Genomic DNA, 26,136 nt, shown 5'->3' on the forward strand with positions numbered 1-26,136 from the left:
AAAACTTGAATCGGTGAATGGCCGGTGGCAGACCGGGACTTGTGACTCTAGGTCGGCGGCGAGCGCTTCCCCCACCCCTAACCGCCCCTACCCGGGCCATTAACTTCGGGCGAGTTCCACGACACGTGGATCGTCGAGTCCGCCCTGCGGTTCGTCGTAGGCGAGCCGTATATGGAACAGATCCTTCAGTAGATCCGTGGAAGTGATTTTCCGTACGGAGGCCCGCTCGGCGATTCCGCGCAGGGGCAGATTTCCGATCTCGGTCCAGCGCAGTCTGCCGTCGGAGTCGATGTGACTGCGCGCCCGGCCGGCGTTGTCGGGGTGCACGCAGTACGGCACGTCGAGGTAGCCCCGGCGGAACGCGGTCAGCAGCGCCTGTCCGATGTCCTCGTTCAGGTTGAGCACCGCCTCCACCATGGCCCGCGCCTCCCGGTAGGTCTGGGAGTCGGTGTGCTCGTGGGCCGTGGTGTCGCCCGGCTCGGTGTCCCGGGCGATGGCGGTGGCGTACTCCAGCGCCAGTACGTTCTCCGTGATGGTGGGGATGCGGCGGGCCTCGGCGACGGTCTTGACGATCAGCCGCGGCGCGCCGGTGGTGACGGCGAGGGCCGCGGCGCGGCCGAGCAGCCGGTGGGCGCCGCGGTAGGTCTCCGGGTAGACGCCCATGTAGGCGTAGACGACGATGTGCCAGTTGGGGGTGGGCAGCAGTTCGGCGCAGAGCCGGCGCAGCGCCAGCACCGCCTCCTGGTCCTGGCCCATGTCGGTCTGCTGGGCGTAGCTCAGGGACAGCGAGCGGATGCCGTGCCGGGCGAAGAACAGCGCCTCCAGCAGGCTGATCGCGACCAGCTGGGAGGGCGGGCACAGCTGGCCCATCATGCAGCCGCCGAAGGTTTCCAGGTGCGGTTCGACGCCCTCGTCGCGCAGCCAGGAGTACAGCTCGCAGCAGTCCTCCCAGTTGCGCACCGACTCCGCGAGCGGGATGCGGCCGTAGGGCAGGCAGTACGAGACGGGGCCGCCCTCGGTGGCGTTCAGGCGCAGCCGGGACAGCGCCCGGAAGATGTCCAGCGGGGTGGCCGAGCCGTGCCGGACCTGGATCGGGAAGGTGTCGTCGCGGATGCCCTCGAGCACCGCGGCGGTGGTGGCCGCCGGGTGGTTGACGACGGGGTAGCCGTTGAGGCTGATGCCTTCACGCAGGGCCGTCTCCACCGCCTGGAGGTCACCCACACGGGTGTAGCTGTCCAGGGTGAGGGTGCCCACGGTGGTGCCGTCGGCGAGCTTGGTGGCGAGCAGGCCCTCGCGCATCCTGACCGGGTCGCCGAAGCCCATGCGGGGCTGCACCACGAGCCGGTCGGCGGCGCTCCGGCGGCGTACGAACTCGCCGAAGTCGACGGGGCGTTCCGCGAGATCCGCGGCCGTCTTCGGCAGCGGCAGGCGATCGGTCATGCGCTGATCCCGATCGGGTCGGCGTGGGTCAGTTGGGCCTGCGGCCGGGCTTCGAGGAACATGCGGAAGTCGGCGACCGGGTCCTGGCCGTCCTCGAAGACGGCGTCGAAGCCGGCCCGGGTCAGCTCCAGCACCCGGCTGACGCCCTCCGGGCCGTCCGTGCCGAGCTTGCCGCCGATCACGACCGGGGTCTCCTCGAGTTCCGTCCGGTCCCGCAGCAGCTCGATGACCCGCATGCCGTCCTGGTAGCCGTGCCCGTTGACGCTGCTGATCACGACCATCTCCGGGTCGTGCGCGAGGCATTCGGAGACCAGCAGTTCGTCGGGGACGCACGGGCCGAGGTTGACCACGTCGTAGCCGCACTCCTCGATGAGCAGTTGCAGGAAGACGAGGTTCCAGGTGTGCGAGTCGGAGGCGACCGAGGAGACGATCACCGTGCCCCGGGACCGTTCGGGAAGGCCGTCGGCGAGGGCCGGGAGCCGGCCGCCGGGGGAGGTCGGCTCAGTCACCGGCGGCCTCCCGCGGCTGCGGAACGCGCGTGTGCTCGATGCGCGTCGCGGAGACGACCTCGCCGCCGCTGACGGCGATCTCGGCGGGCGCCGGCCGGCCGAGGAACATCAGCAGGCTGGAGGTGGGCCCGTAGGCGCCGGTGTTGCCGACCCGCACCAGGTCGCCGGGGGCGAGCCCGGCCGGCACCTGGATCTGCCGGCCCAGGACGTCGCCGGGGGTGCACAGCGGCCCGACCAGACTGGCCTTCTCCGTCTCGGCGCCCGCCTCGACGGCCACGGTGACCGGCAGCAGCCGGCCCAGGCCCGACATGCCGCCGAAGGTGTTGATGCCCGCGTCCAGGATGACGAACTTCCTGCCCCGGCTGACCTTGACGTTGCTGACCCGTGCCACGAGCGTGCCGCTGTCGCCGGACAGGTAGCGGCCCGACTCCACCGCCAGCTTCACGGTGCCCTCCCGCCACTGCGGGAAGTGCACGTCGAGGGCGGCCTCGAGCTCGCCGCGCAGCTTGGGGTAGCGGGCGCGCTCGCCGTGCTGGGCGTACGGCACGGAGAATCCGCCGCCGATGTCGATCAGCCGCAGTGGGACGCCGAGGTCCTGCTGCACGGCGGCGGCGACCTCGATGGTGTGGGTCAGCTCGTCGATCAGGGCGGCCTCGTCGCGGGCGTTGCTCTGGGAGAACAGGTGCAGGCCGGCGATCCGGGTGCCCGGCACCTCCCGCAGTCGCGGGGCGAGTTCGGCGATGGTCTCGCTGTCGATGCCGAACTGGGTGGGGGTGCCGGTCATACGGATGCTGGTGGTGGCGCCGGCGGTGGCGCTGTTGATGCGCAGCAGGCAGTCGGCGACCGTGTCCTGGGCGAGCGCGGCGGCGCCGATGTGCTCCAGGTCGGTCAGCGACTCGGCGGAGAAGTGGCGCACTCCGGCGGCGATGGCCTCGGCGAGCTCACCGTCGGTCTTGCCGGGCCCGGTGTAGAGGATGTCGGAGCCCGGGTAGCCGGCCTCCAGGGCGGCGGCGAGTTCCCCGGTGGAGCTGATCTCGGCGCGGCAGGCGGGGCCGTCCCCGTCGCGCAGCGCCCGGGCGAGGTCCGGGTGCGGGTTGGCCTTGAAGGCGTAGTACACCGCGAAGCCCTCCGGCAGCCAGCCGAACAGGTCGCGCCGCGCGGCCCGGACCCGGTCCAGGTCGTACACGTACAGCGGGGTGCCGTACTCCCCGGCCAGCTGGGCCGGGTCGATGGCGGGTCGGCTCATGACGCACTCCCGTCGAGCAGCAGGGCGAGTTCCTGCCGGGCGTTCTTTCCGTGCTGGGTGAGCGGGAACTCCGTGAGGACCTTGCAGATCGCGGGGACCTTCGCGGGCTCCAGGCGGCGGGCCAGTTCCTTGCGGACGGCGCCGGGGGTGAGGTCGGCCTCGACGAACAGCGCGAGGTCGTGCCGGTCGCTGGGCGGCAGCGCGGCGGCGGCCCGGACACCGGGCACGTCCATGGCGGCGGCCTCGATCTCCAGGGTGCTCATGCGGAAGCCCTTCCGCTTGAACATGTCGTCGCGGCGGCCCTCGAAGTACAGGTAGCCGTCGTCGTCGAGGCGGCCGTAGTCGCCGGTGTGCAGCCGCCGTTCGCCGGTGGCGGGGTCGGTGCGGAACGCCTTGGCGGTGTTCTCGTCGTTGCGCCAGTAGCCGGGCATGACGTGCGGGCCCACGGCGACGATCTCGCCGACCTCGCCGGCGGGGACGGGCCTGCCGTCGGCGTCCAGGATCAGCACCCGGGTGCCGGGCAGCGGCAGGCCGCTGGCGCCGGGACGCTCGCGGTCCTCCTCGGGCGGCATGACGGTGATGCGCTTGGCCTCGGTCTGCCCGTACTGGCGCACCACCCGGGCGCCGGGGAAGTGGACGCGCAGGGCGTCGATGGTGGCCTGCGGCAGGGCGGCACCGGTGTTGGTGAACATCCGGACGGGTGCCTGCTCCCCCTGGGCACGCTCGGCCAGGGTGACGATCATCGTGGCGAGCGAGGGGACGAGGGGGACGACGGTGGCACCGACCTCGCGCATCCGGCGCAGCAGCTGCAGGTCGGAGTCGCGTTCGGCGAGGACCACCTCGCAGCGTACGGCGCAGGTCATCAGGACCTTGTACAGGCCGTAGTCCCAGGACATCGGGAACCGGCACAGCACCACGTCGTCGCTGCGGTAGCCGAGGGCGGTGGTCAGGGCGCGGGTGGCGAAGGCGACCTGTGCGTGCGGGCAGATCACCGCCTTGGGCGCGGCGGTGGAGCCGGAGGTGTAGATGAGGGTCGCCACGTCGTCGGGGCGGACCGCCGGGTCCTCGAACCCCGCGCCGCGCGCGTACAGTCCGGTCACCTCGGGCCACAGGCCGGCCAGCAGGTCGATGGGCCGGGTGGTGGCCTCGGCCAGCTTCCCGGCGCTCGCCTCGTCGCCGATGACCAGGACCGGCTCGGCGTTGTCGATGACGTGCCGCAGGTGGTAGGCCTTCATCGCCGGGTTGAGCGGTACGAAGACCGCACCGCAGCGCAGGGCTCCGTGGAACATCGCGACCAGTTCGCGGCTGGTGGGCAGCTGGAGTACGACGCGATCGCCGCGGCGGACACCGCGGTCGCTCAGCCAGCGGGCGAAGGCCCTGCTGTGGGCGGCCAGTTCGCGGTACGTCCAGACACCGTGCGCGTCACGGACCGCGGGGGCGTTCGGCGCTTTCGCCTCGGCGTCGTCCAGGAGTCCGTGCACGAGTTCTCCGTGCGCGGGCGGGACGGAATGTATTCCGATTTCTTCATCCGTCAGATACAGGTGGCCGACCAACGCCGCACCCCCGATTTGAGTTTGTGGGTCGGTACATGAAAAGGGAAGGTCCGAAAACCCCGACAGCCACGGTATGGGAGGTGCAGCGGCGGTCACACCCCTATCTCCCCCTAGGAAGGGGAGCGGTGAGCCGCCGTCACAAACATCTCGAATTGTTCTGGAGTGCCGCCGGAAAATCACGGGCGGACCGGCGGATCAGCGCGCGTGCACCGGTGCGAGGCGGGTGGGGCGGGGGTAGTCCGGCAGCTCGATGTTGGTGGCCGACTTCACCGTGAGACGGTCCAGGTATCCGGCCAGCAGCGGCGAGTTGAGCATCTTGTAGGTGCGGTTGCGGCGGCGGATGCGGGACTCCGTGGACGGCGCGAGCATCGGTCCGGCGCCGCCGGCGGTCTTCTGGCAGCCGTCGGCGAACTTGCGGATGCGGGCCTCGTACGCGGCGAACGCGGCGCGGTGGTCGGGGTGGGTGGCCAGTTCGCCGGCCAGGACGTGGGCGCAGACCACGGCGAGCCCGGTGCCCATGCCGCCCATGGTGGCGCCGTAGCCGGCGTCACCGAGGAGGACCACGCGGCCCTGGGAGCAGCGGTCCATGCGGATGTGGGCGACGGCGTCCAGGTAGAGGTCGTCGGTCCGCTCCAGGGCGTCGAGGATCCGCGGCACCTCCCAGCCGAGGCCGGCGTACCGGCCGGCGAGGAGCCGCTTCTGCTGGGCGGTGTCGTGACGGTCGTAGTGCAGGGGCCGCTCGGACTCGAAGACCATCAGGACGCCCGCGGTGTGCGGGTCGCGGCCGTAGTTGTTCAGGCAGACGCCGAGGCCGGGGGCGTTGAACCAGCGGGCGGTGCGGTCCAGGCCGAGGTGGTTGGGGGCGTCGAAGCCGGCCACGTAGTAGCCGAGGTGGCGCAGGAACCGCGACTCGTCGCCGAAGGCCAGCCGGCGCACGTTGGAGTGCAGCCCGTCGGCGCCGACCACCAGGTCGAACGTGCGGGGGGCGGACCGCTCGAAGGTGACGTGGACCTCGTCGGCGGTCTCGGTGAGGGAGGTGATGGAGTCGCCGAAGACGTACTCCACATTGTTCCTGGTGCGTTCGTAGAGGATGCGGGACAGGTCGCCGCGGAAGATCTCCACGTCGCCGCTCATGAACGACGCCTCCAGCCGCATCTGCTCGGCGCCGCTCTCGTCGACGAAGACCTGCTCGCCCATGTGGGTCTGGTGCCGGTTGACCTCGTCCCAGATGCCGAGGCGCTCCAGGACCGTACGGTGCACCGCGCCGCGGAAGTCCACCGCGAAGCCGCCGCCGCGCAGAGCGGGGGCCTTCTCGACCACGGTGACCTCGTAGCCGTAGCGGCTCAGGGACAGGGCGAGCGCGGGACCCGCGACGCTCGCGCCGGAGATCAGGACACGGCGGCCGGCGGCGGTGAAGTTCTGCTCGTTCATGGGGGGGCTCCTCTTCCGGTGGGTGACGCGCACTCCGCGTCGTCGCCTTCTGGAAAGAGCCTCCCGCCCCCCGCTGACCGCACCGGCACCGCCCGCTGACCGCCCCTGACCGACTGCCGTCAGCGCCCCGGCCGTCCGGCGCCCGAGAGCGAACCGGGCTGGCCGGTGAACACGGCGACACACAGGAGCGGCGCGTCCCGCAAGGCTGCGGTCGGTTCCGCGCAAGGTATTCGCCGCTTTCGTCGCTCATGCCGTGCAGGACGCGTAGCCACCGGTCAATGCCTACCCAGGTACGCAACTCGCGCAGGCGGGCCCGGCGCTCGTCGTGGCCGGCGAACTCACGGAAGCGGCCCGAAGCCCACGTCTCGAATCCCAGCGGTGAGTCGACCAGAACGTCCAGCCGCTGGATGCGTACGAGCCGGGCACTGCGCGTCCACCAGCGCCCGGCGAGTTCCTCACCGATGATCGCCGTGGCGGTCAGGTCGTTGTTCCGGGACAGTTCCTCGAAGCGAGGATGCTGAGCGAGCAGGGCGTCAGCTGCACAACGAGATCCCGCCCTGCTGGTACCGCCACCGGTGGGTGCGCGAGATGCTCACCGCCCTCTACCTGGGCTACGCGCTGGTCGGTGCCTTCCTCGCGGTCCATGAGGCGACCAGTCTGCAGGGCATGGTCTACCGGCTGCACGAGGCCCGCCGCCCGGACCGTGAAGGCTACGGTCGCTTCCCCCCGGTCGAGATCCACGACGCCTCCTACGAAGGGGTGTTGGACACCGCCGACCGGTTCGACGAGAGCGGCCACGCCGTGTACGTCCTGCGCCGCGGCCCCACCGTCCTGCACCGCAATGAACGCCGGCCCGACGGCACCTGGGACCTGGCCGTAGCCACGAGGCAGGTCATCACCGCCGAGCGGCAACGTCCGTGGTCCGGACAGGAGAGTGCCGCCTTCCTGCAGCGCCAGGGCGAGCTGCGGGCGGCCATGACCCCGGAGTGGCGCGACCTCCTCGACCAGGTGGACGCCCGCGCCGCCGGGGTCATCGACCCCCTGACCCTTCTCGACGACGCCCGACTGAGCAACTACCAGCGGCAGTTCGCCCACGCCCTGGAGGGGGCCCGGAAGCTGGTCGAGCAGGCCACGAAGCACAACAAGAAGCTCACCCGCCAGTACCGCACCGGGGAGAGCGCCCAAAAGATCGAGAAGTTGCGCGAGCTCGGAGCCACCCCGGATCAGGTGGCCCGGGCCGTCGACGCCCAGCGCGAAGACCGCTGGCACGCCGGCCGCGAGACCACCGTCCACAACGACCAGGTGCGCCAACTGCAGCGCGTCCAGGCGTCCGTCCAGACCGAAACCGCCCGCCGCGCCGCCCTCGACCCCAAACAGCGAGTCCTTGAACAGGCCGGCCGTCAGCACCACGTCGCCCTGCACCCCGCGCGCGCCCAGATCCCCCTTCCGTCACCGCAGCGCTGGAGCGCGCAGGGCTCTACCCGGGAAGGACAGTCGTTGTAGGCCAAGGACCCGGGGTTGGCCCCGTTGGACCCAATGGGGCCAACAAGCCGTGACCAGGTATGAGGGAGCGCTGGGCATCTGCGGGAACGGCGAGGGCCCGACCATTGGCCGTGACCCTCGCCCCAGGCTCAGCCCAGCGAGCCGTGAAGGAGCGGCAGCACTGCGAAGTCTGGGCTAGGACTCCGTGGCCTGTCAGGTGCGCCCGTACAGCCGCCGACCGGTCCGCGCGGACGCTGACGGCTGAAGTGAAGCCTGGCTGTTGCGGATCCCGTGCCATGTCTGGCGGAAGCGTGCAACCCCGGGCGCTCCGGTTTCCGTGTAGGACGTAGGCAGAGGCGGACTTGGATCGGTCTTGTGATGCAGGGGATGCCTGAAGGCGTGAGACGAGGAAGAGTGTGACCGATCATCTCCGCGAGACCGACTTCCGTACCTGGGTGCTCCAGCACCGTACGCGCCTGCGGACGACGGCGTTCTTGCTCTGCGGTGACTGGTACCTCGCCGACGACCTCGTCCAGGACGCGTTAGGGCGGCTGTATTCCAGGTGGGGGAGGGTGGTGGCAGCCGGCGATCCGCGTGCCTACGTCCGACGGATCCTGTGCAATCTCCACAACGACCATCTGCGTCGACCGGCACGACGTGAGATCAGCGAGGCGGATGTTGCCACCCTGCGCCCCCATCCGCACACCAGCATGGATGAGCGTGACGACGAGCTGATCGCCGCCCTGCAGACGATCCCTGCCGGTCAGCGGACCGTACTCGTGCTGCGCTTCTTCGAGGATCTGTCCGTCGAGCAGACCGCGGCCGTGCTCAAGACGAGTACGGGCAACGTCAAGAGCCAGACGAGCCGCGGCCTCGAGGCTCTGCGCGCCGCGTTGCGGACGCGGCCGGCAGAGACCGCATGAGCCGCCGAGTTCGGAGGAGAATCGTGAAAGACGACCAGACGCCGGAAGATCTCGCCGCGCGTATCGCGTCCCTCAGCATCAGTGCTCCGGCCGATCACATCGACGTGGACGCCGCTGTCCGCGCGGGGACCAGGCGGCGGCGTCGCCGTCACCTCGCCATCGCCGGTGTCGTCGCCTGTGTTGTCGCCGTTGCCGGATCGGCAGCGATCGCGACGCAGGCTGGTCACGACAGGAGCAACACCATGGCCACTCCCAGATTCGGCAGTGCGGCCGTAACCGCCCAAGACCTCGGCGGCCGCTGGACCGCCGTACGCATCGACGGTCGCGACGTCACGTCCTGGCGCGATGCCAGCGGTATCCCCGCGAACCTTGTCATCGGTGCGGACGACGCACCGAACGGATGGCAGGTGAACAGGGCCTGCGGCCCGCTGGTCGGCGGCAGCTTCGCCCTGCACGCGGACGGCTCGTTCACCGCCATGTTGCCGCCGCCGGGCTTCCAGTCCTGTCCGATGCTCAGCACACAGCCCCCCGACCTCGTGGACGCGGTCGCGCGCACCGCGTACGTCGTCGTGGAGAAGCCGGCCGGCTCCGCCACCCGCACGCTGCGGTTCCTGGACGGCCACCGACGGCTCGTCGCGTTGTGGCGCGAGGACGCCTCGATCAGATCAGACGCCGCCTTGTGCAAGAAGGTGCTCGGCAGGAGGGCTACATCCAACGGCACCTTCACCACCGTCGAGCGGATCCGGGCCAAGCACCTGGCCGGGGCGAAAACCAAGGCCGAGGACGTTCTTCCCGCTGTTCCCGGCGGCACCGTCGCCGTGTACTGCTCGGCCACGGAGGCAGGTTCACCCGTCAGGTACGCCGTCACCGCCGACGCTCACAAGGTGAGGCTCCGCCAGACCGGTTGAGCCAGCTGTCGCCGGGAGCGTACAACGGCTCCCGGCGACAGCCGGTTCGGCACGTCCGTGCTGGCTACGGCTAGGAGCAGCGCTTCCAGGTCTGGTAGAACGCACTGGCACTGGAGCGCGTGTCGGTGAACAGGGCGGCACCGGACGCATGGCCGTCGGGCCTTGGGTCAAGGCCCCCCGGTAAGTTGCCCCCGCAAGGGGGACACGGAGACGACGGAGCCCTACAGGTCGAGAACGGCACGGACGGCGCGGTCGACGCGCTCCATGTCGGCCTCGGAGAGGTAGCCGAGGAGCTTGCCCTGCTCGAAGCGCAGGGGGCGGAATGCCGCAATGTCGGGGGCCAGGACGACGCCGCGCACCGGCTGCTCGATGGGGACCGTCACCAGGGTGTCGCGCGCGTCTTCCGCCTCTTGGACCAGGGCGCACAGGATGCCGCCCGGGTGCAGCCGGATCACGGCGTTGTTCTCGACGACCAGGACGGTTCGCTCCCGGCCCACGGTGGGGACACGCCACACCGCCCCCCGCTGGATCTCCCTCACGCAGCGGCCTCGATGTCCGCCTCTGAGGCTTCGTAGAGGTCGTCGGCAGAGTCCTGAGAACGCAGCCGCGCGTACTCGAGCATTCCGTCGTGGAGGAGCTTCTCCTCGAGAGCCTGCTCGACGAAGGCCGAGAAGTTGTCACCGCCGGCGGCCTTGGCGCGTTGTTCGAGGTCGTGAGGCAGCGTGATGCTGACCTTGCTCCTCGCAGGCGTCTTCGATGTCGTCATGCCATCCATCCTACCGACGGAATGACGCGGGTGTAAGGTGTGACCGCCAACACTTAGAGTAGCGGCAGAAATACAGAAGGGGCGCCAACCTGGCCCGGTCGACGCCCCACTTCCTACCCAGCCCGCAACAAAGGGGGTAGGGACTGCTGAGCACCGAGCATACAGGCTGCTCGGCGCGGACGGCTCGTCTCCGCGCCGCCTGTGCTATTCGCGATGCGCAGTTCCTGCTCTCTGAACGACAGAGAGAGTCCACGTGAGTACTACCCGCATCCGCGCCGCGCGCAACGCTCGCGCCGCTCTTCGCCCCGTCGAGCGCCTGGTCCTGCTCCAGCTCGCGGACTTCGCAGGGCCGGACGGCGTCGCGCTGATCAAGCGTACTGCCTCCCGCACAGCGACCGGTGCGGCCGCGCCGACGGCTTACCGCGTGATCGGGGGGCGGGCGTGACCATCAAACACGTCGCGATGGTGTTTGAGGCCGAAGGGCTGGACGGATCGGAAAAGCTGCTCCTGGTGGCCTACTGCAACCGGACCGACGACCACGGGTACTGCTGGCCGGGTCAGCAGCGCCTCGCCGACGACTGCGGGACGTCCACGGCCACGGTCAAGCGCGTCAAGAAGAAGCTGATCGAGAAGAACCTGATCGCCTCCCAGCGGCGCCTGGATCCGAAGACGGGCGAGCCCATCACCAACCTCACACGCGTGAACCTCGAACTCCTGGCCGCCATGAAGCGCAAGCCCACGGACTACGACGACAACGTCGTCGAGCGGATCACCTTCGACGCCGAGGCGCCCCTTCCACAGAAGAAGCGGAAGCCGCCGAAGGGGACTGCACAGGGCGCTGACCAGGTGATGGCTCAAAATGAGCCCGACCCCTTAGTCCCCCCCGGCACCCCCTCTGACCTGTTGAGGGATCAAGATGAGCCCGACCCTGGGCTCAAGATGAGCCCGACCCCGGGTCAAGATGAGCCCGACCTCCGGCTCAAGATGAGCCCGGGGTGGGGTCAAGTTGAGCCCCTAACCGTCAGAGAACCACCACAGAACCATCAGGGAACCGTCCGTCCCTCCGTAGGTTCCACGGGTACTCCCGCGACAGAGGGAGGGACGGACGGCAAGAGGTCCCCCCAGCGAGAGATCCCCCTGACCGAAGGTGTGCGGTTCCTGCAGTCGCTCGGCAACGCGCACCAGAAGCTGACGCTCATCGGCAAGCCGCTGCAGGATCAGGGGCTGGTCGTCGACGAGCTGTTCGCCCGCGGCTGGAAGGACGAGGTGCTGTGGGAGCTGCTGACGCGGCCGCTCCCGGAGAAGCTGCGCAAGGACGTGAGCGCCATCGTGGCGAAGCGGCTGAACGACATCATGGCCTCCCCGGTCCCCGGCCAGCGGCGGACGTCATGGGACGACGAGACGCCGACGCCGCGCCAGTACACCGTGGCCTCGGACGCGGTGGTTCGCCTCAGACACGAGTGCGAGGGCCAGCACGGCACGTGCGGCCGCCCCGTCGAGGCCAAGGGGGACCTGTGCCCGTCCTGCACCCGGGCGACCCAGCCGTGCTGACGGTGCCCAGGTACGGCACCGCCCGCCTCGGAGCGGCCTTCGGGCCCAGTGGGCCCGCATCAGACGGATGACCGCCGATTGATGGTCCGGGGCGGCAGCCCCCCGGCGGGCACCGCGTCAGGCCGGTGACCGCTGTGCGCGCAACAGAGTCACCGACTCGTCCAGGGTCAGCACCCGGCCCCGGGCGTGGGCGTCGGTGTAGGCCTGGTCCCCCGTCAAGGCGCGGGCCGCCGTCGCGGTGCGGGCCACGTCGGGGTCGCCGGCGACGGCCGTGCCCCTCAGGGACACCCCGGCGCCCAGGAGCAGCGCCGCCCGCTCCCCTTCGCCCTCGAGGACGGCGAGGCCCGCCAGACCCTCGGCCGCCTGTGCCAGGTCCGCGGGGGTGCGCAGCTCCAGCGCGGTGCGCAGGGCCCGCTGGTGCCAGGCGCGGGCCTCCTCGAGCCGGCCCTCGGCCTCCGCCGCACGGCCCAGCCCCGTGTGCAGACGCTGTATCAGCGACCCGCCGAACCAGTGGTCCCCGCAGGAGGCGAGCCCCCGCTCGTACCACCGGCGGGCCCCGGCCGTGTTGCCGCGCAGTCGCTCCACGTCCCCCAGGCCCAGCTGTGCTCCCGCGACCTTGTCGGAGCTGCCGACCCGGCGGGCCAGCTCGGCGGCCCGCCCGTAGTCCGCACCGGCCCGCTCGAGGTCCCCGCAGTGCAGCAGCGCGTCGGCGCGATGGCACAGCAGGCCTGCCATCTCCTCGGGCGCGTCCAGCTGACCGACCAGCACCATCGCCTCGTCCAGATGGGCCAGCGCCTGCTCCTGGTCCCCGCGCCAGTCGGCGAACGTGGCCAGCGGGTCGAGACAGTTGGCCATCCCCCAGCGGTCCCCGGTCTGCCGGAAGTGCGCGAGGGCGGTCGCGAACTGGGCCTCGGCCTTCTCCGGCTGCCCGCCGAACCACGGCTGGAACCCGTCGCCCATCAGCCCGACCGCCCGTGACCACGGGTCGGCGCCGATCTGCCGCCGCCGGGTCTCCTCGTCGGCGGGCCGCCCGGGCCCGGCGATCAGTGCCCGCAGCACGGTCAGGATCGGCCGACGCAGCGGCCGGTGGATGCCGAGCAGTACCGCGTCGGCCCGGTCGAGCCACTGGTGCTCAGCGGGCGCCCCCGCCCGTTCGCCCGACGGCTCCAGGGCCCATTCGTTGTGGGCGTTGAGCGCGCACAGCGCGTACTCCTCGTCCAGTCCGGGCGGGGGCCGCTCGCCGAGGGTGGTGAGCAGCGTGGCGGCGGGCGTGGCGTGCTCCACGGTCAGCCCGCGCAGCCACCAGTACCAGGTCAGTTCGGCCACGAGCCGCAGCGCGATCTGCGGGTCGGCGGTCATGGACCAGCGCAGTGCCGCCTCCAGGTTGCCCTGCTCCGCACCGAGCGCGGTCAGCCACTCCACCTGTTCGGTGCGGCGCAGACACGGCTCCGCGCGCTGCGCGAGGTCCAGGAAGTACGCGGCGTGCGCCCGCCGCAGCTCCTCCTGCTCGCCGGACTCCACCAGCCGCTCGGCGCAGAAGGCGCGCACCGTCTCGAACATGGTCACCCGGCCGTCGCGGGTCTCGGCGAGCGACTTGCCCACCAGTGAGTCGAGCAGCTGCTCGGTGTCCGTCAGGCCGCACACCGCCTCGGCGGCGGCCAGGGTGGCCCCGCCGGCGAACACGGTCAGCCGACGGGCCAGCGCCCGCTCGTCGGCGTCCAGCAGGTCCCAGCTCCACTCGACGACGGAGCGCAGCGTCCGGTGCCGCGGATCGGCGGTGCGGTCGCCCCGGGAGAGCAGCTTGAACCGGTCGTCGAGGCGGGCCGCGATGTCCTGCACGCTCAGCGTGCGCAGCCGGGCAGCCGCCAGTTCCAGCGCGAGGGGCAGCCCGTCCAGCGCGGTGCAGATCCACTCCACGACACCGGCCCGCTCCGCGTCGAGGGCGAAGCCCGGCGAGACGGCCGCCGCACGGTCGGTGAACAGCTGGACGGCCGAGCGGCGCTCCAGCGGCGACAGCGGGCACAGTGCCTCGCCGGTCAGGCCGAGCGCCTCACGTCCGGTGCACAGGATCCGTACGCCGGGGCAGGCGCCCAGCAGCCGCCGGGCCAGCCGGGCGGTGTCCTCGACGACGTGCTCGCAGTTGTCGAGGATCAGCAGCAGCCGGCGTTCGGCGAGGGCGGTCACCAGGCGTTCCTCCGGTCCGCGGCCGCCGTCCGCGCCGGGCCTGAGGCCGAGGGCGGTGAGCACGGCGGCGTGGATCTGGCCGCCGTCCTCCAGGGGGGCGAGCTCCACGAAGCAGACGTCGTCGGCGTGCTCCCGGCCGGCCGCCTCCACGGCGAGCCGGGTCTTGCCGACGCCGCCGGGTCCGATGAGGGTGACCAGCCGGGCGCTGGCGACGAGTTCGCGGATCCGGTGCAGTTCCTGGTCACGGCCGACGAAGCTGGTGAACTGGCCGGGCACGCCGCGCGGGGTGATCCCGCCGGGTGCGCCGTCGGAACGCAGCAGCTCCTGGTGCAGCCGGGAGAGTCCGGCCGACGGGTCGGTGCCCAGCTCCTCGGCCAGGGTGGCCCGGGTCTTCTCGTACACGGTGAGCGCCTCGGCCCGCCGGCCGCCGGCGTGCAGCGCCCGCATCAGCAGCCCGCACAGCTGCTCGCGCAGCGGGTACTCCGCGACCAGCTGCCCCAACTCCGGTACCAGGGCGTCCGATTCACCGAGGGCCAGGTCGGCCTCGATCCGGTCCTCCAGGGCCGCGAGCCGCAGCTCTTCCAGGCGTACGGCGGCCTGGGTCTGGGCCGGACCGCGCCACAGGGCGAGCGCCTCGCGCAGCAGGGCGGCGGCGCCCCGGTGGTCCCCGTGGGCGAGCGCCTCGCGGCCCTGTCGGGCCAGGCGTTCAAAACGGTGGGCGTCGATGTCGTCGGGGTCGACGTCGAGGCGGTAACCGTGCGGCAGCGACTCGATGGTGACGCCGAGTCGGCGGCGCAGCCGGGAGATCTGGGACTGCAACGCGTTGGCGGCACTCGCGGGCGGCTCGTCGCCGTACACCTCGTCGATCAGCCGCTCGGTGGAGACCACCTTGCCCACGTCCTCCAGCAGCAGGCCGAGGACGGACCGCAGCCGTGCGCCGCCGAGCTCGAGCGGCTCGCCCGCGGTGGTACGCGCTTCCATCGGCCCCAGAATCGTGAACAGCACGACAAGATTGTCTCTCATCACGGCCTACTGCATGAGAGGGCCCGGGGGCGGGGACCGCGCGCCCGGCCGGCCGGGAGACCCCCCTGTGGCGAGAGCGCCCCCGTGTGCCGTTTTTTTCGGGCATCCCCCTATCTGTTTAGGGGTTATTGGCGCGTTGTGGGCGGTGCGAACGCACCAATAATGAGGCGAGTCATTGCACTCCGGTGTACTGCACCGAATACGAAGGAGGGCCCCATGGGCCGACTGGCAGGAAAAGTAGCAGTAATAACCGGTGCGGGCCGGGGACAGGGCCGCAGCCACGCGGTCCGGCTCGCGGAGGAGGGCGCGGACGTCATCGCCATCGACCTCGGCGACGGCGAGGTCGGCAGCGTCGAGTACGCGCTGGCCGGGACGGAGGACCTGGAGGAGACGGCCCGTCTGGTCCGCAAGACCGGGCAGCGCGCGGTCGTCAGGGTCGCGGACGTGCGCGACCGGGCCGCGCTGAAGCAGGCCATCGACGAGGGTGTGGCCGAACTCGGCCGCCTGGACGTGGTGATCCCGAACGCCGGCATCCTGCCGATCGGCGCGGGCCGCCCGATCGGGGCGTACGTCGACACCGTCGACATCAACCTGTCGGGTGTCCTCAACACGGTGCACGCGGCGCTGCCGCACCTCGGCGAGGGCGGCTCGATCATCGTCGTCGGCTCGATCGTCGGGCTCCAGCCAGGGCACGCCGACGTCTCGCAGGCCGGTCCGGGCTTCGCCGGCTACCGCTTCGCGAAGCACTCGCTCGTCGAGTACGTCAACACGCTCTCCCAGCTCCTGGCCCAGCAGGCGATCCGGGTCAACGCCGTGCACCCGACCAACGTCGACACGGACATGCTCCTGAACGACGCGGTCTACCAGGCGTTCATGCCCGACAAGGAGAACCCGACCCGCGAGGACGCGATGCCGATCTTCACTGGCATCCAGGCCATGCCGATCCCGTACGTCACCCCCGGGGACGTCTCGCACGCGGTGGTCTACCTGGCCTCGGACGAGTCCCGTTACGTCACCGGTCTGCACCTGAAGATCGACGGCGGCGCCCAGGTGAAGCTGGGGCTTTGACCGGCACCGGCACAGCGGGCCGCCGGCGGGATCTCCGCCGGCGGCCCGCTGTGTGGAGGGGGGTGGACCTGTGTGGAGGCAGCGGCCGGGGTGCTCAGCGGGCCGCGGCGCGCAGGGGCTCGCCGGCGCTCCTGAGGTGACGCAGGGCCTCGCGGTGTGAGGCGATCAGCCCCGTCTGGTGGTAGGGCAGGCCCAGTTCGGCGCAGTACTGCTCGGTGATCCGCTGGGCCTCGCGGAGCGCGGGGGTGGGCATGCTGGGGAACAGGTGGTGCTCGATCTGGTAGTTGAGCCCGCCCATGAAGGCGTCGATGAACACGCCGCCGCGCACGTTGCGTGAGGTGAGCACCTGACGGCGCAGGTAGTCCAGTTCCTGGCCGTCGGTGACCATCTGCATGCCCTTGTGGTTGGGGGCGAACACCGAACCGAGGTAGATGCCGAACAGGCCCATGTGCACGGCGACGAAGGCGCACGCCTTGCCCGGGGACAGCACGGTGAGGACGGCGCCGAAGTAGACGGCGAAGTGGGCGACGAGCAGCGCGCCCTCGAGGAAGGGCCGCTTCATGGACCGGCTGGACAGGGCCCGGAAGCTGCCGACGCTGAGGTTGAACCCCTCGAGCGTGAGCATGGGGTAGAAGAGGACGGCCTGGTGGCGGCCGATGAACGCGGGCAGCCCGCGGGCGACGCTCGCCTGCCGGCGCGACCACACGATGAGGTTGGGCGCGACGTCGGGGTCCTTCTCCTCGTGGTTGGGGTTGGCATGGTGGCGGGTGTGCTTGTTCATCCACCAGCCGTAGCTCATGCCGAGCAGCAGGTTGGCCGCGATCAGCCCGCCGATCTCGCTGGGACGGCGGCGGGCGAACACCTGCTTGTGGGCCAGGTCGTGGGCCGCGAGCCCGAGCTGTCCGAAGACCACGGCCAGCCCGGCCGCCACCAGCAACTGCAGCCAGCTGTCGCCCAGCAGGACGAACGCCACGCAGCCCGCGACCAGCGCGAGGGTGACCGCACCGAATCGCAGGGTGTAGTAGACCGGGCGCCGATCCATGAGCCCCGCCTCGGAAATTCTGCGCGACAGACGGGAGAAATCACTCCCGGTTCCCTGGGGGATCGGCGGTAATTGCTCCGTGAGCACAGTGGGGTTCGCCATGCGACCCAGTATGTGGGCGGATATTACGCAGCATAATGCCACCCGACCCCTATTACCCGGCGTTCGAACCCCGGCATGAATGCCGGAAAACCCCTAATTCAGGTGCGGTCCACCGCCGCCCCAGCGCCGCTCGACAGCGGTTGTGGCGCCGTCACGCCGGCGGCTCGAGGCGGTTGGTGCCGGACTGCCCCGAGGAGACCAGGGCGAGGTGCCGCCGGCCCGACCGCTGACGCGGCAGCGGGATGCGTGCCACCGGGGCCGCCGGGACACTGGAGACCGGAGGGGCCACCGGGGACAGGGTACGCGGCATCTCGAGCGGACGGAGCCGTCCCTCGGCCAGCACCTCCTGGAGCGCCTCGCCGAACCGGGCGACGTCCTGCGGTGAGTTGTCGTGGTGGACGGAGACCCGCAGCGCGGTGGTGACTCCCCGCCCGGGCAGATACAGCGGGGTCTCCTGGGCGACCGTCTTCCACACCACGACGCCACGGGCCGCGAGTTGCCGGCGCACCTGTGCGGCGGGCAGATCGCGGTGGCGGAAGGTGAGGATGCCGGACTGGATCCGCCCGGGGGCGATCAGTTCGGTGCCGGGTGCCTCCTCGACGACGGCACGCAGGCCGGGCGTCAGGTCCTCGCGCCCGGCCGCCGCCGCGTGTTCGGCCAGGGCGGTGTTCAGCGCGGCGACGGCCGCGCCGTGCGGCGGCGCCTGCGGGCAGGTGCCGTGCGGGGCCAGGGCCTTCCTCAACTTGGGGGCCACATAGGCGAATCCGACGGACTGCGGGCCGTTCAGGAAGCGCCAGCCGTCCCCGGTGAGCAGATGGCAGCCGATGCGGGCCACGTCCACGGGGAGCTGGCCGACGGAGTACGAGGCGTCGACGGCGTACAGGCAGCGGTGCGGGGCGAGGATGCGCCCCACCTCCTCCACGGCGTTGACGATGCCGCAGCCCGCGGGGACATGCGTCACCGAGACCAGGGCGACGGTGTCGTCGATGTGGGCGGCCATCCAGTCCAGGTCCAGGTCGCCGTCCGGGCGCAGCGGTACGACCTCCAGGGCGCAGCGGGTGCGGTCGCGCAGGGCGAAGAGGGTGGTGAGGTTGGCGACGCCTTCGTAGGGCGTCGTCCAGATGCGGTCGCCCGGGCCGAGCGGGAGGCGGGCCAGAAGAGTGGCGTACGCGTCGGCGGCGCCGGTGAACAGCACGGTGTCGCCGGACGGCGCGCCGAGCAGGGCGGCGAGGCGTGCGTGGACCTCGGGGTGCAGTACGTCGTCGAGGTGCTCCTCCAGCTCGTGCGCGCCGTACCGGTCGTCGTGGCGCGTCCACTCGGTGAGCACCGCGTGGACGGCTGCGGACATCCGGCCCAGTCCGGCCGTGTTCAGGTGGACCCTTCGTTCACCGTGGGACGTCGCGTTCACCTCTGGGGCCTCCCCCCGTGCTGCGGGACAATGTGTTGCCGCTTTCTTGGCAATACATTGCCAACAGGTCTGCGGGGTTGGCAACATGCGCTCAGGCGGGGCTCTAGTGGCGGCTCGGCTCTCAGTTCCGTCCCGCGCGCATCTCGAGGAATTGCCAAGCTTTGCCAGATGAGCTCGACTTGTGCCAAGACCTCTCATCACCGCAGGTCAGAGCAGCTCATTGAGGGAATCTTCAGTGCCGCGTCCAGTGCTCTGAGGCGTTTCTGGCGCCCCTGTCGAGCGTATCTCCACCCATTCCCCAGCGATTCCCGAGATCTCGTTGCCAACCTTCTTGGCAAGAGGTTGCCAAACACCGAAGACGAAGTTGTCACCGAGGAGCCAGCCATGAACCGCATCGCCCGGATCGCCGCCACCGCCGCCGTCGCCGCCGCCGCCTTCACCGCCACCGGCGTCACCACCTCGGCCGCACAGGCGATCGGCTGGCCCACCACCGCGCAGACGGCCACCGCCTCGGACACCATCGGCTGGCCGACCACCGCCAAGGCCACCACCGCGGCCGCCGACAACGACGGCATCGGCTGGCCCACCGCCACCACCGTGAACACGGACGGCATCGGCTGGCCCACCACCGCCACCGCCACCACCGTGCACACGGACACCATCGGCTGGCCCACCACCGCCGCCGTCTGACCCACGCCCCACCGAGAAGCCCCCGTCGGCCACCGGCCGCCACGGGGGCTTCGGTCGTTCCCGAGGAGTCGGCGCAGAGACCGGTTCACCTCCGTCGCCGCTCCACCTCGCTTAGAGGCACTGCTCCCATCCTGGCCCGGACCAGCACGGCTGTGGCGAAGGGCGGGCTCATGACGGAGGCGGACAGAGCACCGGTGACCGGTGCTCTGGAGACGGTCCTCGCCACCTGTGCGGTGGGGCGTTCCCGGGTGGTACTGATCGAGGGCCCGGCCGGCTCCGGCAAGAGCCACCTCCTGGACACCGTCGCCGAACGGGCCGCCGCCGTCGGGGCGCTGGTACTCACCGCCGCCGCCACCGCGGCCGAGCGCCCGACACCGCTCGGTGTACTGCGCCAACTGGTCAGCAGAGCGCCCGCGTTGGCGTTTCCCCGCGCTGGTGCCGAGGACGCCCTGCCGCCCGGCGAGGCGATGCGGACGTTCTGCGCCGAGCTGTGCGACCTCGCCCTCGACGGGCCGGTGGTGCTGTGCCTGGACGACGTACAGCACGCGGACGCGCAGTCGTTGGACCACCTCCGCCACCTCGTGCGGCACACCCGCCCGGCGCCTGTGCTGTTGGTCGCCACCGTCGCCACCGACACCACCGACGCCACCGACGCCACCGACGCCGAAGCCCGGGAGCCCTTGTTCGCACCGGAGTTGACGCGCCAGCCGCACTTCCGCCGGATCCGGCTCGACCTGCCGTCGCCCCGCGAGACGGCTCAGGTCCCGACGGGCCTGCCCTGGCAGTGGCCCGGCCCGGGCCGCCCGGCACGTACCGCCGCGGGACGGGTCGGCAAGGCCGTTCCGCCACCGGTGTTCATCTCGGGCTGAGCAGGGCCTCGAATCCGACGCGGGTCAGTTCTCCGGGCCCAGTCGCGCCGGGTGACCGGCGTCGGCATGCCCACCGGGTGAGCCACAGCCGGGCGCTGGACCACGTGCCCGCGAGCCAGGCCGCCGCGGGCCTGCGCCGACTGCCCCGGCACCCGAAGCGCGACGGCTGACCCGGTTCCCGGAACGCGGGTACTTCACCGGCGACGCCACCGTGCCCCGGTCGAGCCCCGCGTCGTGGTGCAGCCGATCGCTCGGCGAGCCGCAACAGGGCCTCTGGCTCAGGCGATTCGGGCCGCGCCCTGCGAATTCCGCCCGCTTGATCGGCTGCACCACTCGGCGGGCCGCCATCCCGTGCCCTCGCCGTCTGTCTCCAGCGACCACTTCCCGGGCCCAGCCACGCCCCGCGTTCGGCAACGCGCAGGGCCGCTCCCGTCCGGCCCGCGAGCCTGGCAACCCCGCCCCCTCCTCTTGGCACAATCCTGCCCCCTCCCACCTGTGATTCCACCGTCCCTCCACTGCTCCAAGACGCCGCCTCAGGGGCCCCTTGCCAATATCGTGGCAAGGTTTTGCCAAGCCGGAAGGCTGTCGTAAGGAGCGAGTGCTGATGTCGATCTCCGGCCTCATCGAGCAGCAAGTGCAGGCGCGGCCCGACGCCACCGCGGTCACCTTTCCCCGGTACGACGGCGGCGACGTGTCCCTGACCTACCGGGAACTGAGCCGCGCCGCGAACCGTCTCGCCGCTCATCTGCGGGCGCGGGGTGTCGGGCGCGGCGACCGGGTGGTGACCTCGATCAGGCCGGGCCCGGACATGGTGACCGCCTTCCTCGGGATCGTGCGGGCCGGTGCGGCCTACGTCCCGGTCGACCCGGCCGAGACGGTCGAGCGCCGCCGGCTGATCGTGCGCGACAGCGCGGCCCGCGCGGTGCTGACCGACAGCGCGGGCGCCGTCGACTACCAGGACCTGGGCGCGGAGGCGGTCGCCCTGGACACGGAGGCCGCCGAGATCGCCGCCCGCTCCGACGCGCTGCCCGAGGAGACGGCCGGCCCGGAGGACGCCTGCTACGTCTGCTACACCTCCGGCACGACCGGCGAGCCGAAGGGCGTCGTCGTACCGCACCGGGCCGTGCTCGACCTCGTGCGGTCCACCGACTACCTGCGGCTCACGCCCTCCGACGTCGTCGCCCAGGCCGCCAACCCCGCCTTCGACGCGGTCACCTTCGAGGTGTGGACGACCCTCACCGCGGGTGCCCGGCTGGTCGGCATGGGCCGGGCCACCGTCGCCGACCCCGGCCGCTTCGAGGAGGCGGTCCGCGCGCACGGCGTCTCGGTGCTCTTCCTGACGACCGCGCTGTTCAACCTGATCGCCGCCGAGCGGCCGGCCGCCTTCGCCCCCCTGCGCACCGTGCTGTTCGGCGGCGAGGCCTGCGATCCGCGCCGGGTGCGCGCCGTGCTCGCGGCCGGAGCGCCCGAGCGGCTGCTGCACATGTACGGGCCGACCGAGGCGACCACCTTCGCCACCTGGCACGAGGTCACCGAGCCCGCCGAGGACGACCGTACGGTACCCATCGGCCGCTCCGTCGGCGCCACCGTCACCGTCGTCGTGGGCGCCGACGGCAACCCGGTCGCCCCGGGCGGCACCGGTGAACTCCTGCTCGGCGGGCCGGGCCTGGCCACCGGCTATCTGGACCGTCCGGAGCTGACCGCGCAGCGGTTCGTCGAGGACCGGTTCACCGGCGGCGGCCTTCTGTACCGCACCGGCGACCTGGTGCGGCTGCGCGCGGACGGCGCGCTGGAGTTCGCGGGCCGGGTGGACGACCAGGTCAGGCTGCGCGGCCTCCATGTCGGGCTGGGCGAGATCGAGTCGATACTGACCGCCCACCCGGAGGTGTCCACCGCCGTGGTGTCCCTGCACGGCACGGACGGCGACCAGCGACTGGTGGCCCACGTGGTGCCCGCCGCCCCGGCCGCCGACACCGGCGCCGTCACCGCCGCCGAGGAGGACGCCCGCGTCACCGAGTGGCAGGAGATCCACGAGGCCCTCCACGAGGGCGCCGAACCGGCCGACCTCGGCACCGACTTCACCGGCTGGAACAGCAGTTACGACACCCTGCCGATCCCGGCGGAGCACATGCGGGAGTGGCAGACGGCCGCCCTGGACCGGATCCGCGAACTGCCGAGGCGCCGCGTTCTGGAGATCGGCGTGGGCACCGGCCTGCTCATGAGCCACCTGGCCCGCGAGGCGGAGTGCGAGGAGTACTGGGCGACCGACTTCTCACCCCGCGCCGTCGCCGCGCTCACCGCCCGTACCGAGGCCGACCCCGTACTGCGCGACAAGGTCCGCCTGCGCTGCCAGAACGCCGACGACACCACCGGGCTGCCGGCCGGCCGCTTCGACACGGTCGTCATCAACTCGGTGGTCCAGTACTTCCCCGGCCTTCCCTACCTGCGTACCGTGATCGAGCGGGCCCTGCGGCTGCTCGCCCCGGGCGGCTCGCTGTTCCTGGGCGATCTGCGCAACCTCGACCTGGCCCGCTGCCTCGGGACCGGCATCGAGCTCGCCCAGCCCGACGCGGCCGGGCGCAGCCGCGAGGCGCTGCGCCGCTCCGTCGACCGGCGGACGGCGACGGAGACCGAACTGCTGCTCTCCCCCGCCCTGTTCACCGCCCTCGCCCGCGAACTGCCCGCGGTGCGCGCGGTGGACGTGCGCGCCAAGCGCGGCGCCCACCACAACGAGCTGACCCGGTACCGCTACGAGGCCGTGCTGTCCACTTCGGAGCCGGTCGCCGACCTCGCCACCGCGCCCGTCGTCCGCTGGGACCAGGAGGTCTCCTCCGTCGCCGACGTCGAGGCGTACCTGGCCGGGTACCGGCCGGCCCTGCTGCGCCTGGCCGCCGTGCCCAACCGCCGTGTGCACGACGAGTACGCCGCGGCGCAGGCCCTGGACAACCCGATGGAGAGCATCGACCTCGCCGCCCAGGACCTGGCGGCCCCGGACCCGGAGGCACTGTGCGCGGCCGCTGAGCGCCTCGGCTACCGGGCCCTGCCGACCTGGTCCAACGAGAGCGCCGAACTCCTCGACATCGTCCTCGTCGACCCCGTCCGGGTCCCGGACGGCCCGCTGACCGGCGTGTACGCGGCGCCCGCCACCGCCGTCGCGGACTGCGCCAACACACCGGCCGCCTTCGACCGCACCGTCGACCTGGAGGTCGTCCTGCGCGGCCGGCTGCGGGAGCGGCTGCCCGAGCACATGATCCCGTCGGCACTGGTGACCCTGGACGCACTGCCGCTGACCGCCCACGGCAAGGTGGACCGCGCCGCGCTGCCCGCGCCGGCCCGCACCGCCGAGGGCCCCGGCACCCAGCCCGGCACCCCGGTCCAGGAGATCGTCCGCGACCTGTTCGCCGAGACGCTGGGCCTGCCACGGTGCGCGGTGCACGCCGAAACCGACTTCTCGCGAAGCGGCGGCCACCCGCTGGCCGCGGCCCGGCTCCTGTCGAGGGTCCGCGAGACGCTGGGCGTCGACCCGGGCGGCCGCGCACTGTACGAGGCGCCGACGCCGGCCGCCCTCGCGGCGCTCCTCGGCGACGCCCCGGCCGCCGCCACCGGCCCCGGCGCGGCGGGCGGGGACAGCGTGGTGCTGCCCCTGCGGCTGCGTGGCCCGCTGAACGAGCAGGCGCTGGCACGGGCCCTGGAGGACCTGGGCCACCGCCATGAGGCACTGCGCAACTCCCGCCTCGGATCGGCCGGCACCCGGCTGCGCCGCCTGTCCGCCGACGACCACCTGCTGGACCTCGCCCTGCCCGCCACCTCCGTCGACCTGTGGTCGCAGCTGCCGCTGGCCGCCGAACTCGCCCAGGCCTACGGGGCCCGGGCCACCGGCGGCACACCGCGCCGCTCCCCCGCCGGACTGGAGGCGGCACCCCGTGCGATCTTCGGGGACCTGCCGCCCACCCCGCTGCCGGGCAGTGAGCCGCAGACGGACGACGCCTCCTACGGCACCCTCGAAGTGGAGCTGGGCGGCGAACTGCACGAGCGGCTGACCCGGTTCGCGGCCGCGCACGGCAGCACCCTGTTCATGGTGGTGCACGCCGCGCTCGCCGCGCTGCTGGCCCGCCTCGGCGTGAGCGGCGAGGTCACCGTGGCCGCGCCGGTCCCGGCCAGGGACGGGGCGGGACTGCGCGGTGCGGTCGGCCCCTTCGGGCGGGTCCTGGCGCTGTCGGTGGACACCTCCGGCGACCCGTCCTTCGGCGAGCTGCTGCGCCGGGTCCGGGCGGCGGACCTGGCCGCCTACCGGGACGGCGAGGCGGTCCTGGCGCTGCCGGGCGGCGGGGTCTCACTGAGCGTGCTGCAGGAGGCCGTCGGACGGTTCGAGGCGGCCGGGCTCAGCGTGGAGCCGGAGCAGCCCGAACTGGCGGTGCCCGACGCCGGCCTGGGGCTGACGCTGACCGAGCGGCAGACCCCGGCGGGCGCGCCCGCGGGCATCGGCGTCACGGCCGCCTACCAGCACGAGACGGTCGGCGAGGCGGCGGCCGCCTCCCTCACCGGCCAGCTCACCGCCGTACTGGAGGCCGCCCTGGCCGACCCGGCGACCACGCTGAGCCGGCTGCGGCTGCTGCCCGGCCCGGCTGTCGAGGGCGGGATCTGGGCGGGCACGGACATCGCGCTCCCCCTGCGGGGCGTGGCCGCGCTCTTCGCCGAGCAGGTCGCCCGCGCCCCCCAGGCGCCCGCGCTGGCCACCATGAACTACGCGGAACTCGACGCCCGCTCGGACCTGTTGGCGCACGCCCTCATCGAGCACCACGCGGGCCCGGGCACCTCGGTGCTCACCGCGCTGTCCTCGCCGACCGGGTTCGCGGTGGCCGCGCTCGCCGTCGCCAAGACGGGCGCAGCGCTGCTGCCGGTCGACGCGTCGCTGGACCTGGCGGAGTCGTTGCGCCCGGTGGTCCTGCTGCTCGACGAGACGGCCGACCTGCTGCTGCCGGCCGTGCCGGGCGCCGCCCGGCTGGTCCGCGACCACAGCGCCGACCTGCTGCCCTCGGCCGGGCACTGGCCGGTGACCGACGCCGACCGGACCCGCCGGCTCCGGGCGGACGACCCGGTGCTGCTGGTGACCGGTGAGGACGGCACGGTGGCGATCGGCGCCGAAGCCGTCGTCGCGGCCACGCTGGCCGAACCGGCGGACGCCGCCTGGCTGGTGCACGGCTACCCCGACGGGGACGCCGCCCTGGGCCTGCTCGGCGCGCTGGTCTCCGGCGCCCGGGTGCACGTGCCGGACGGCTCCCTGTCCCGGGCCGTGCCGCACGAGGTGCTGGGCTGGCTGCGGCGGGAGGGTGCCCGGGTGGTGCTGGGCGGCGCCGACGACGAGTTGTCCGCGCTGATCGCGCTGGCCCGCTCCGACGGTGCCGAGCTGACGGTGAGCGGCGGCTGGGCGGAGGGCCGGCTGGTCGTCGAGCAGGGACCGGGCAGTCCCGCCCGGCCCGCCCCCGGCTACCGCGCCTACATCCTCGACGCCCGGCTGCGGCCGGTCGGCCCCGGGGAGACCGGCACCCTGTACATCGCGGGCGCGGGTGTGGCGCAGGGGTACGCCGGGGCACCCGGGGCGACCGGCGAACGCTTCCTGCCCGACCCGTTCGGCGGCCCCGACGGCTCCACCGCCCGCATGTGGCGCACCGGCCGCGCCGCCCGCCTGGACGCCGGCGGCGTCCTCAGGGTGCTGGACCGTCCGGCGGATGACGACCCGTTCGCCGACGAGTTCGCCACCTTCGTGGTCGTCGCCGACGCCGCCGGCCACCACGCCCTGTGGCCGGCGACGGCCTTCGTACCCGACGGCTGGTACGAGACCCACGCCGAGGACATCTACGAGCTCTGCCTGGACCACATCAACGACCGTCTGAGCGACCCTTTCTAGGCGGCACGAGGAGGGCCTGCCCGGCTACCGTGT

At 72.3% G+C, this 26,136-nt stretch carries 19 protein-coding genes; 9 read left to right on the top strand and 10 right to left on the bottom strand.

From position 1 onward, the window contains the following. Window positions 1–99: 99 nt before the first annotated feature. The 5 genes from ACH45E_RS35680 to ACH45E_RS35700 all read right to left on the bottom strand — a co-directional run bounded on the left by ACH45E_RS35680 (window position 100) and on the right by ACH45E_RS35700 (window position 6,179). A complete protein-coding gene (locus ACH45E_RS35680) occupies window positions 100–1,440 on the bottom strand; it encodes a methylaspartate mutase (RefSeq protein ID WP_361456330.1) in 1,341 nt (446 codons plus the stop codon). Continuing rightward, window positions 1,437–1,949: a cobalamin B12-binding domain-containing protein gene (locus tag ACH45E_RS35685; protein ID WP_399042238.1), complete on the bottom strand. Its 513-nt coding sequence runs from the start codon at window positions 1,947–1,949 to the stop codon at window positions 1,437–1,439. The genes ACH45E_RS35680 and ACH45E_RS35685 overlap by 4 nt, the downstream gene beginning before the upstream one ends. After that, on the bottom strand, window positions 1,942–3,195 hold the full coding sequence (locus tag ACH45E_RS35690; RefSeq protein WP_361456333.1) for a type III PLP-dependent enzyme: 1,254 nt from the start codon (window positions 3,193–3,195) through the stop codon (window positions 1,942–1,944). The genes ACH45E_RS35685 and ACH45E_RS35690 overlap by 8 nt, the downstream gene beginning before the upstream one ends. After that, on the bottom strand, window positions 3,192–4,676 hold the full coding sequence (locus ACH45E_RS35695) for an AMP-binding protein (protein WP_361456336.1): 1,485 nt from the start codon (window positions 4,674–4,676) through the stop codon (window positions 3,192–3,194). Before ACH45E_RS35695 ends, ACH45E_RS35690 begins: the two co-directional genes overlap by 4 nt. A gap of 267 nt (window positions 4,677–4,943) precedes the next feature. Next, a complete protein-coding gene (locus ACH45E_RS35700; protein WP_361456339.1) occupies window positions 4,944–6,179 on the bottom strand; it encodes an FAD-dependent monooxygenase in 1,236 nt (411 codons plus the stop codon). 588 nt (window positions 6,180–6,767) lie between these two features. On the opposite strand from ACH45E_RS35700, the gene ACH45E_RS35705 reads away from it, so the two are divergent. The 3 genes from ACH45E_RS35705 (at window position 6,768) to ACH45E_RS35715 (ending at window position 9,492) form a co-directional block, all read left to right on the top strand. Beyond that, entirely contained in the window at window positions 6,768–7,682 is a 915-nt protein-coding gene (locus ACH45E_RS35705; RefSeq protein WP_361456342.1) for a zeta toxin family protein, read from the top strand. A 395-nt stretch (window positions 7,683–8,077) separates the two neighbouring features. After that, complete coding sequence (locus ACH45E_RS35710; RefSeq protein ID WP_361456345.1) at window positions 8,078–8,584, top strand: SigE family RNA polymerase sigma factor; 507 nt, start codon at window positions 8,078–8,080, stop codon at window positions 8,582–8,584. Between the two features lie 242 nt (window positions 8,585–8,826). After that, the gene (locus tag ACH45E_RS35715) at window positions 8,827–9,492 is read left to right on the top strand and encodes a hypothetical protein (RefSeq protein ID WP_361456348.1); all 666 of its coding nucleotides are present in this window, start codon (window positions 8,827–8,829) and stop codon (window positions 9,490–9,492) included. 221 nt (window positions 9,493–9,713) lie between these two features. Here the strand turns inward: ACH45E_RS35715 and ACH45E_RS35720 are convergent, their stop codons facing one another. After that, the gene (locus tag ACH45E_RS35720; protein WP_361456351.1) at window positions 9,714–10,031 is read right to left on the bottom strand and encodes a type II toxin-antitoxin system PemK/MazF family toxin; all 318 of its coding nucleotides are present in this window, start codon (window positions 10,029–10,031) and stop codon (window positions 9,714–9,716) included. Next, window positions 10,028–10,258: a hypothetical protein gene (locus ACH45E_RS35725; RefSeq protein WP_361456354.1), complete on the bottom strand. Its 231-nt coding sequence runs from the start codon at window positions 10,256–10,258 to the stop codon at window positions 10,028–10,030. Before ACH45E_RS35725 ends, ACH45E_RS35720 begins: the two co-directional genes overlap by 4 nt. A gap of 253 nt (window positions 10,259–10,511) precedes the next feature. Between ACH45E_RS35725 and ACH45E_RS35730 the strand changes: the two genes are divergently transcribed. Further along, window positions 10,512–10,703, top strand: coding sequence for a hypothetical protein (locus ACH45E_RS35730; RefSeq protein WP_361456357.1), 192 nt, complete (start codon window positions 10,512–10,514; stop codon window positions 10,701–10,703). Beyond that, a complete protein-coding gene (locus ACH45E_RS35735) occupies window positions 10,700–11,809 on the top strand; it encodes a helix-turn-helix domain-containing protein (protein WP_361456360.1) in 1,110 nt (369 codons plus the stop codon). Before ACH45E_RS35730 ends, ACH45E_RS35735 begins: the two co-directional genes overlap by 4 nt. Window positions 11,810–11,926: 117 nt before the next feature. On the opposite strand, the gene ACH45E_RS35740 is transcribed toward ACH45E_RS35735, so the two are convergent. After that, window positions 11,927–14,974 (bottom strand): BTAD domain-containing putative transcriptional regulator, encoded by a 3,048-nt coding sequence (locus ACH45E_RS35740; RefSeq protein WP_361456363.1) that lies wholly within the window; start codon window positions 14,972–14,974, stop codon window positions 11,927–11,929. Window positions 14,975–15,232: 258 nt separating this feature from the next. Here ACH45E_RS35740 and ACH45E_RS35745 point away from each other — a divergent pair, with 258 nt between their 5' ends. Further along, window positions 15,233–16,084: a mycofactocin-coupled SDR family oxidoreductase gene (locus ACH45E_RS35745; protein ID WP_361456366.1), complete on the top strand. Its 852-nt coding sequence runs from the start codon at window positions 15,233–15,235 to the stop codon at window positions 16,082–16,084. Between the two features lie 94 nt (window positions 16,085–16,178). Here the strand turns inward: ACH45E_RS35745 and ACH45E_RS35750 are convergent, their stop codons facing one another. After that, window positions 16,179–17,228 (bottom strand): acyl-CoA desaturase, encoded by a 1,050-nt coding sequence (locus tag ACH45E_RS35750; protein WP_361456369.1) that lies wholly within the window; start codon window positions 17,226–17,228, stop codon window positions 16,179–16,181. 151 nt (window positions 17,229–17,379) lie between these two features. Further along, window positions 17,380–18,636, bottom strand: coding sequence for an aminotransferase class V-fold PLP-dependent enzyme (locus tag ACH45E_RS35755; RefSeq protein WP_361456372.1), 1,257 nt, complete (start codon window positions 18,634–18,636; stop codon window positions 17,380–17,382). Between the two features lie 384 nt (window positions 18,637–19,020). On the opposite strand from ACH45E_RS35755, the gene ACH45E_RS35760 reads away from it, so the two are divergent. The 3 genes from ACH45E_RS35760 to ACH45E_RS35770 all read left to right on the top strand — a co-directional run bounded on the left by ACH45E_RS35760 (window position 19,021) and on the right by ACH45E_RS35770 (window position 26,103). After that, complete coding sequence (locus tag ACH45E_RS35760; protein WP_399042244.1) at window positions 19,021–19,326, top strand: hypothetical protein; 306 nt, start codon at window positions 19,021–19,023, stop codon at window positions 19,324–19,326. 170 nt (window positions 19,327–19,496) lie between these two features. Further along, window positions 19,497–20,195 (top strand): ATP-binding protein, encoded by a 699-nt coding sequence (locus ACH45E_RS35765; protein WP_361457933.1) that lies wholly within the window; start codon window positions 19,497–19,499, stop codon window positions 20,193–20,195. 604 nt (window positions 20,196–20,799) lie between these two features. Beyond that, window positions 20,800–26,103, top strand: coding sequence for an amino acid adenylation domain-containing protein (locus tag ACH45E_RS35770; RefSeq protein ID WP_361457930.1), 5,304 nt, complete (start codon window positions 20,800–20,802; stop codon window positions 26,101–26,103). Window positions 26,104–26,136 lie beyond the last annotated feature (33 nt).

This window comes from Streptomyces sp. NPDC020299 (assembly GCF_044387825.1).
In the GTDB taxonomy this organism is placed as follows: domain Bacteria; phylum Actinomycetota; class Actinomycetes; order Streptomycetales; family Streptomycetaceae; genus Streptomyces.

Excerpts from the sequence above, each read along its gene's own strand:
- ACH45E_RS35690 (WP_361456333.1), bottom strand. The coding sequence starts at position 3,195 with ATGAGCCGACCCGCCATCGACCCGGCCCAGCTGGCCGGGGAGTACGGC.
- ACH45E_RS35770 (WP_361457930.1), top strand. The coding sequence starts at position 20,800 with ATGTCGATCTCCGGCCTCATCGAGCAGCAAGTGCAGGCGCGGCCCGAC.
- ACH45E_RS35715 (WP_361456348.1), top strand. The coding sequence starts at position 8,827 with ATGGCCACTCCCAGATTCGGCAGTGCGGCCGTAACCGCCCAAGACCTC.
- ACH45E_RS35705 (WP_361456342.1), top strand. The coding sequence starts at position 6,768 with ATGCTCACCGCCCTCTACCTGGGCTACGCGCTGGTCGGTGCCTTCCTC.
- ACH45E_RS35750 (WP_361456369.1), bottom strand. The coding sequence starts at position 17,228 with ATGGCGAACCCCACTGTGCTCACGGAGCAATTACCGCCGATCCCCCAG.
- ACH45E_RS35745 (WP_361456366.1), top strand. The coding sequence starts at position 15,233 with ATGGGCCGACTGGCAGGAAAAGTAGCAGTAATAACCGGTGCGGGCCGG.
- ACH45E_RS35725 (WP_361456354.1), bottom strand. The coding sequence starts at position 10,258 with ATGACGACATCGAAGACGCCTGCGAGGAGCAAGGTCAGCATCACGCTG.
- ACH45E_RS35680 (WP_361456330.1), bottom strand. The coding sequence starts at position 1,440 with ATGACCGATCGCCTGCCGCTGCCGAAGACGGCCGCGGATCTCGCGGAA.
- ACH45E_RS35765 (WP_361457933.1), top strand. The coding sequence starts at position 19,497 with ATGACGGAGGCGGACAGAGCACCGGTGACCGGTGCTCTGGAGACGGTC.
- ACH45E_RS35700 (WP_361456339.1), bottom strand. The coding sequence starts at position 6,179 with ATGAACGAGCAGAACTTCACCGCCGCCGGCCGCCGTGTCCTGATCTCC.
- ACH45E_RS35740 (WP_361456363.1), bottom strand. The coding sequence starts at position 14,974 with ATGGAAGCGCGTACCACCGCGGGCGAGCCGCTCGAGCTCGGCGGCGCA.
- ACH45E_RS35760 (WP_399042244.1), top strand. The coding sequence starts at position 19,021 with ATGAACCGCATCGCCCGGATCGCCGCCACCGCCGCCGTCGCCGCCGCC.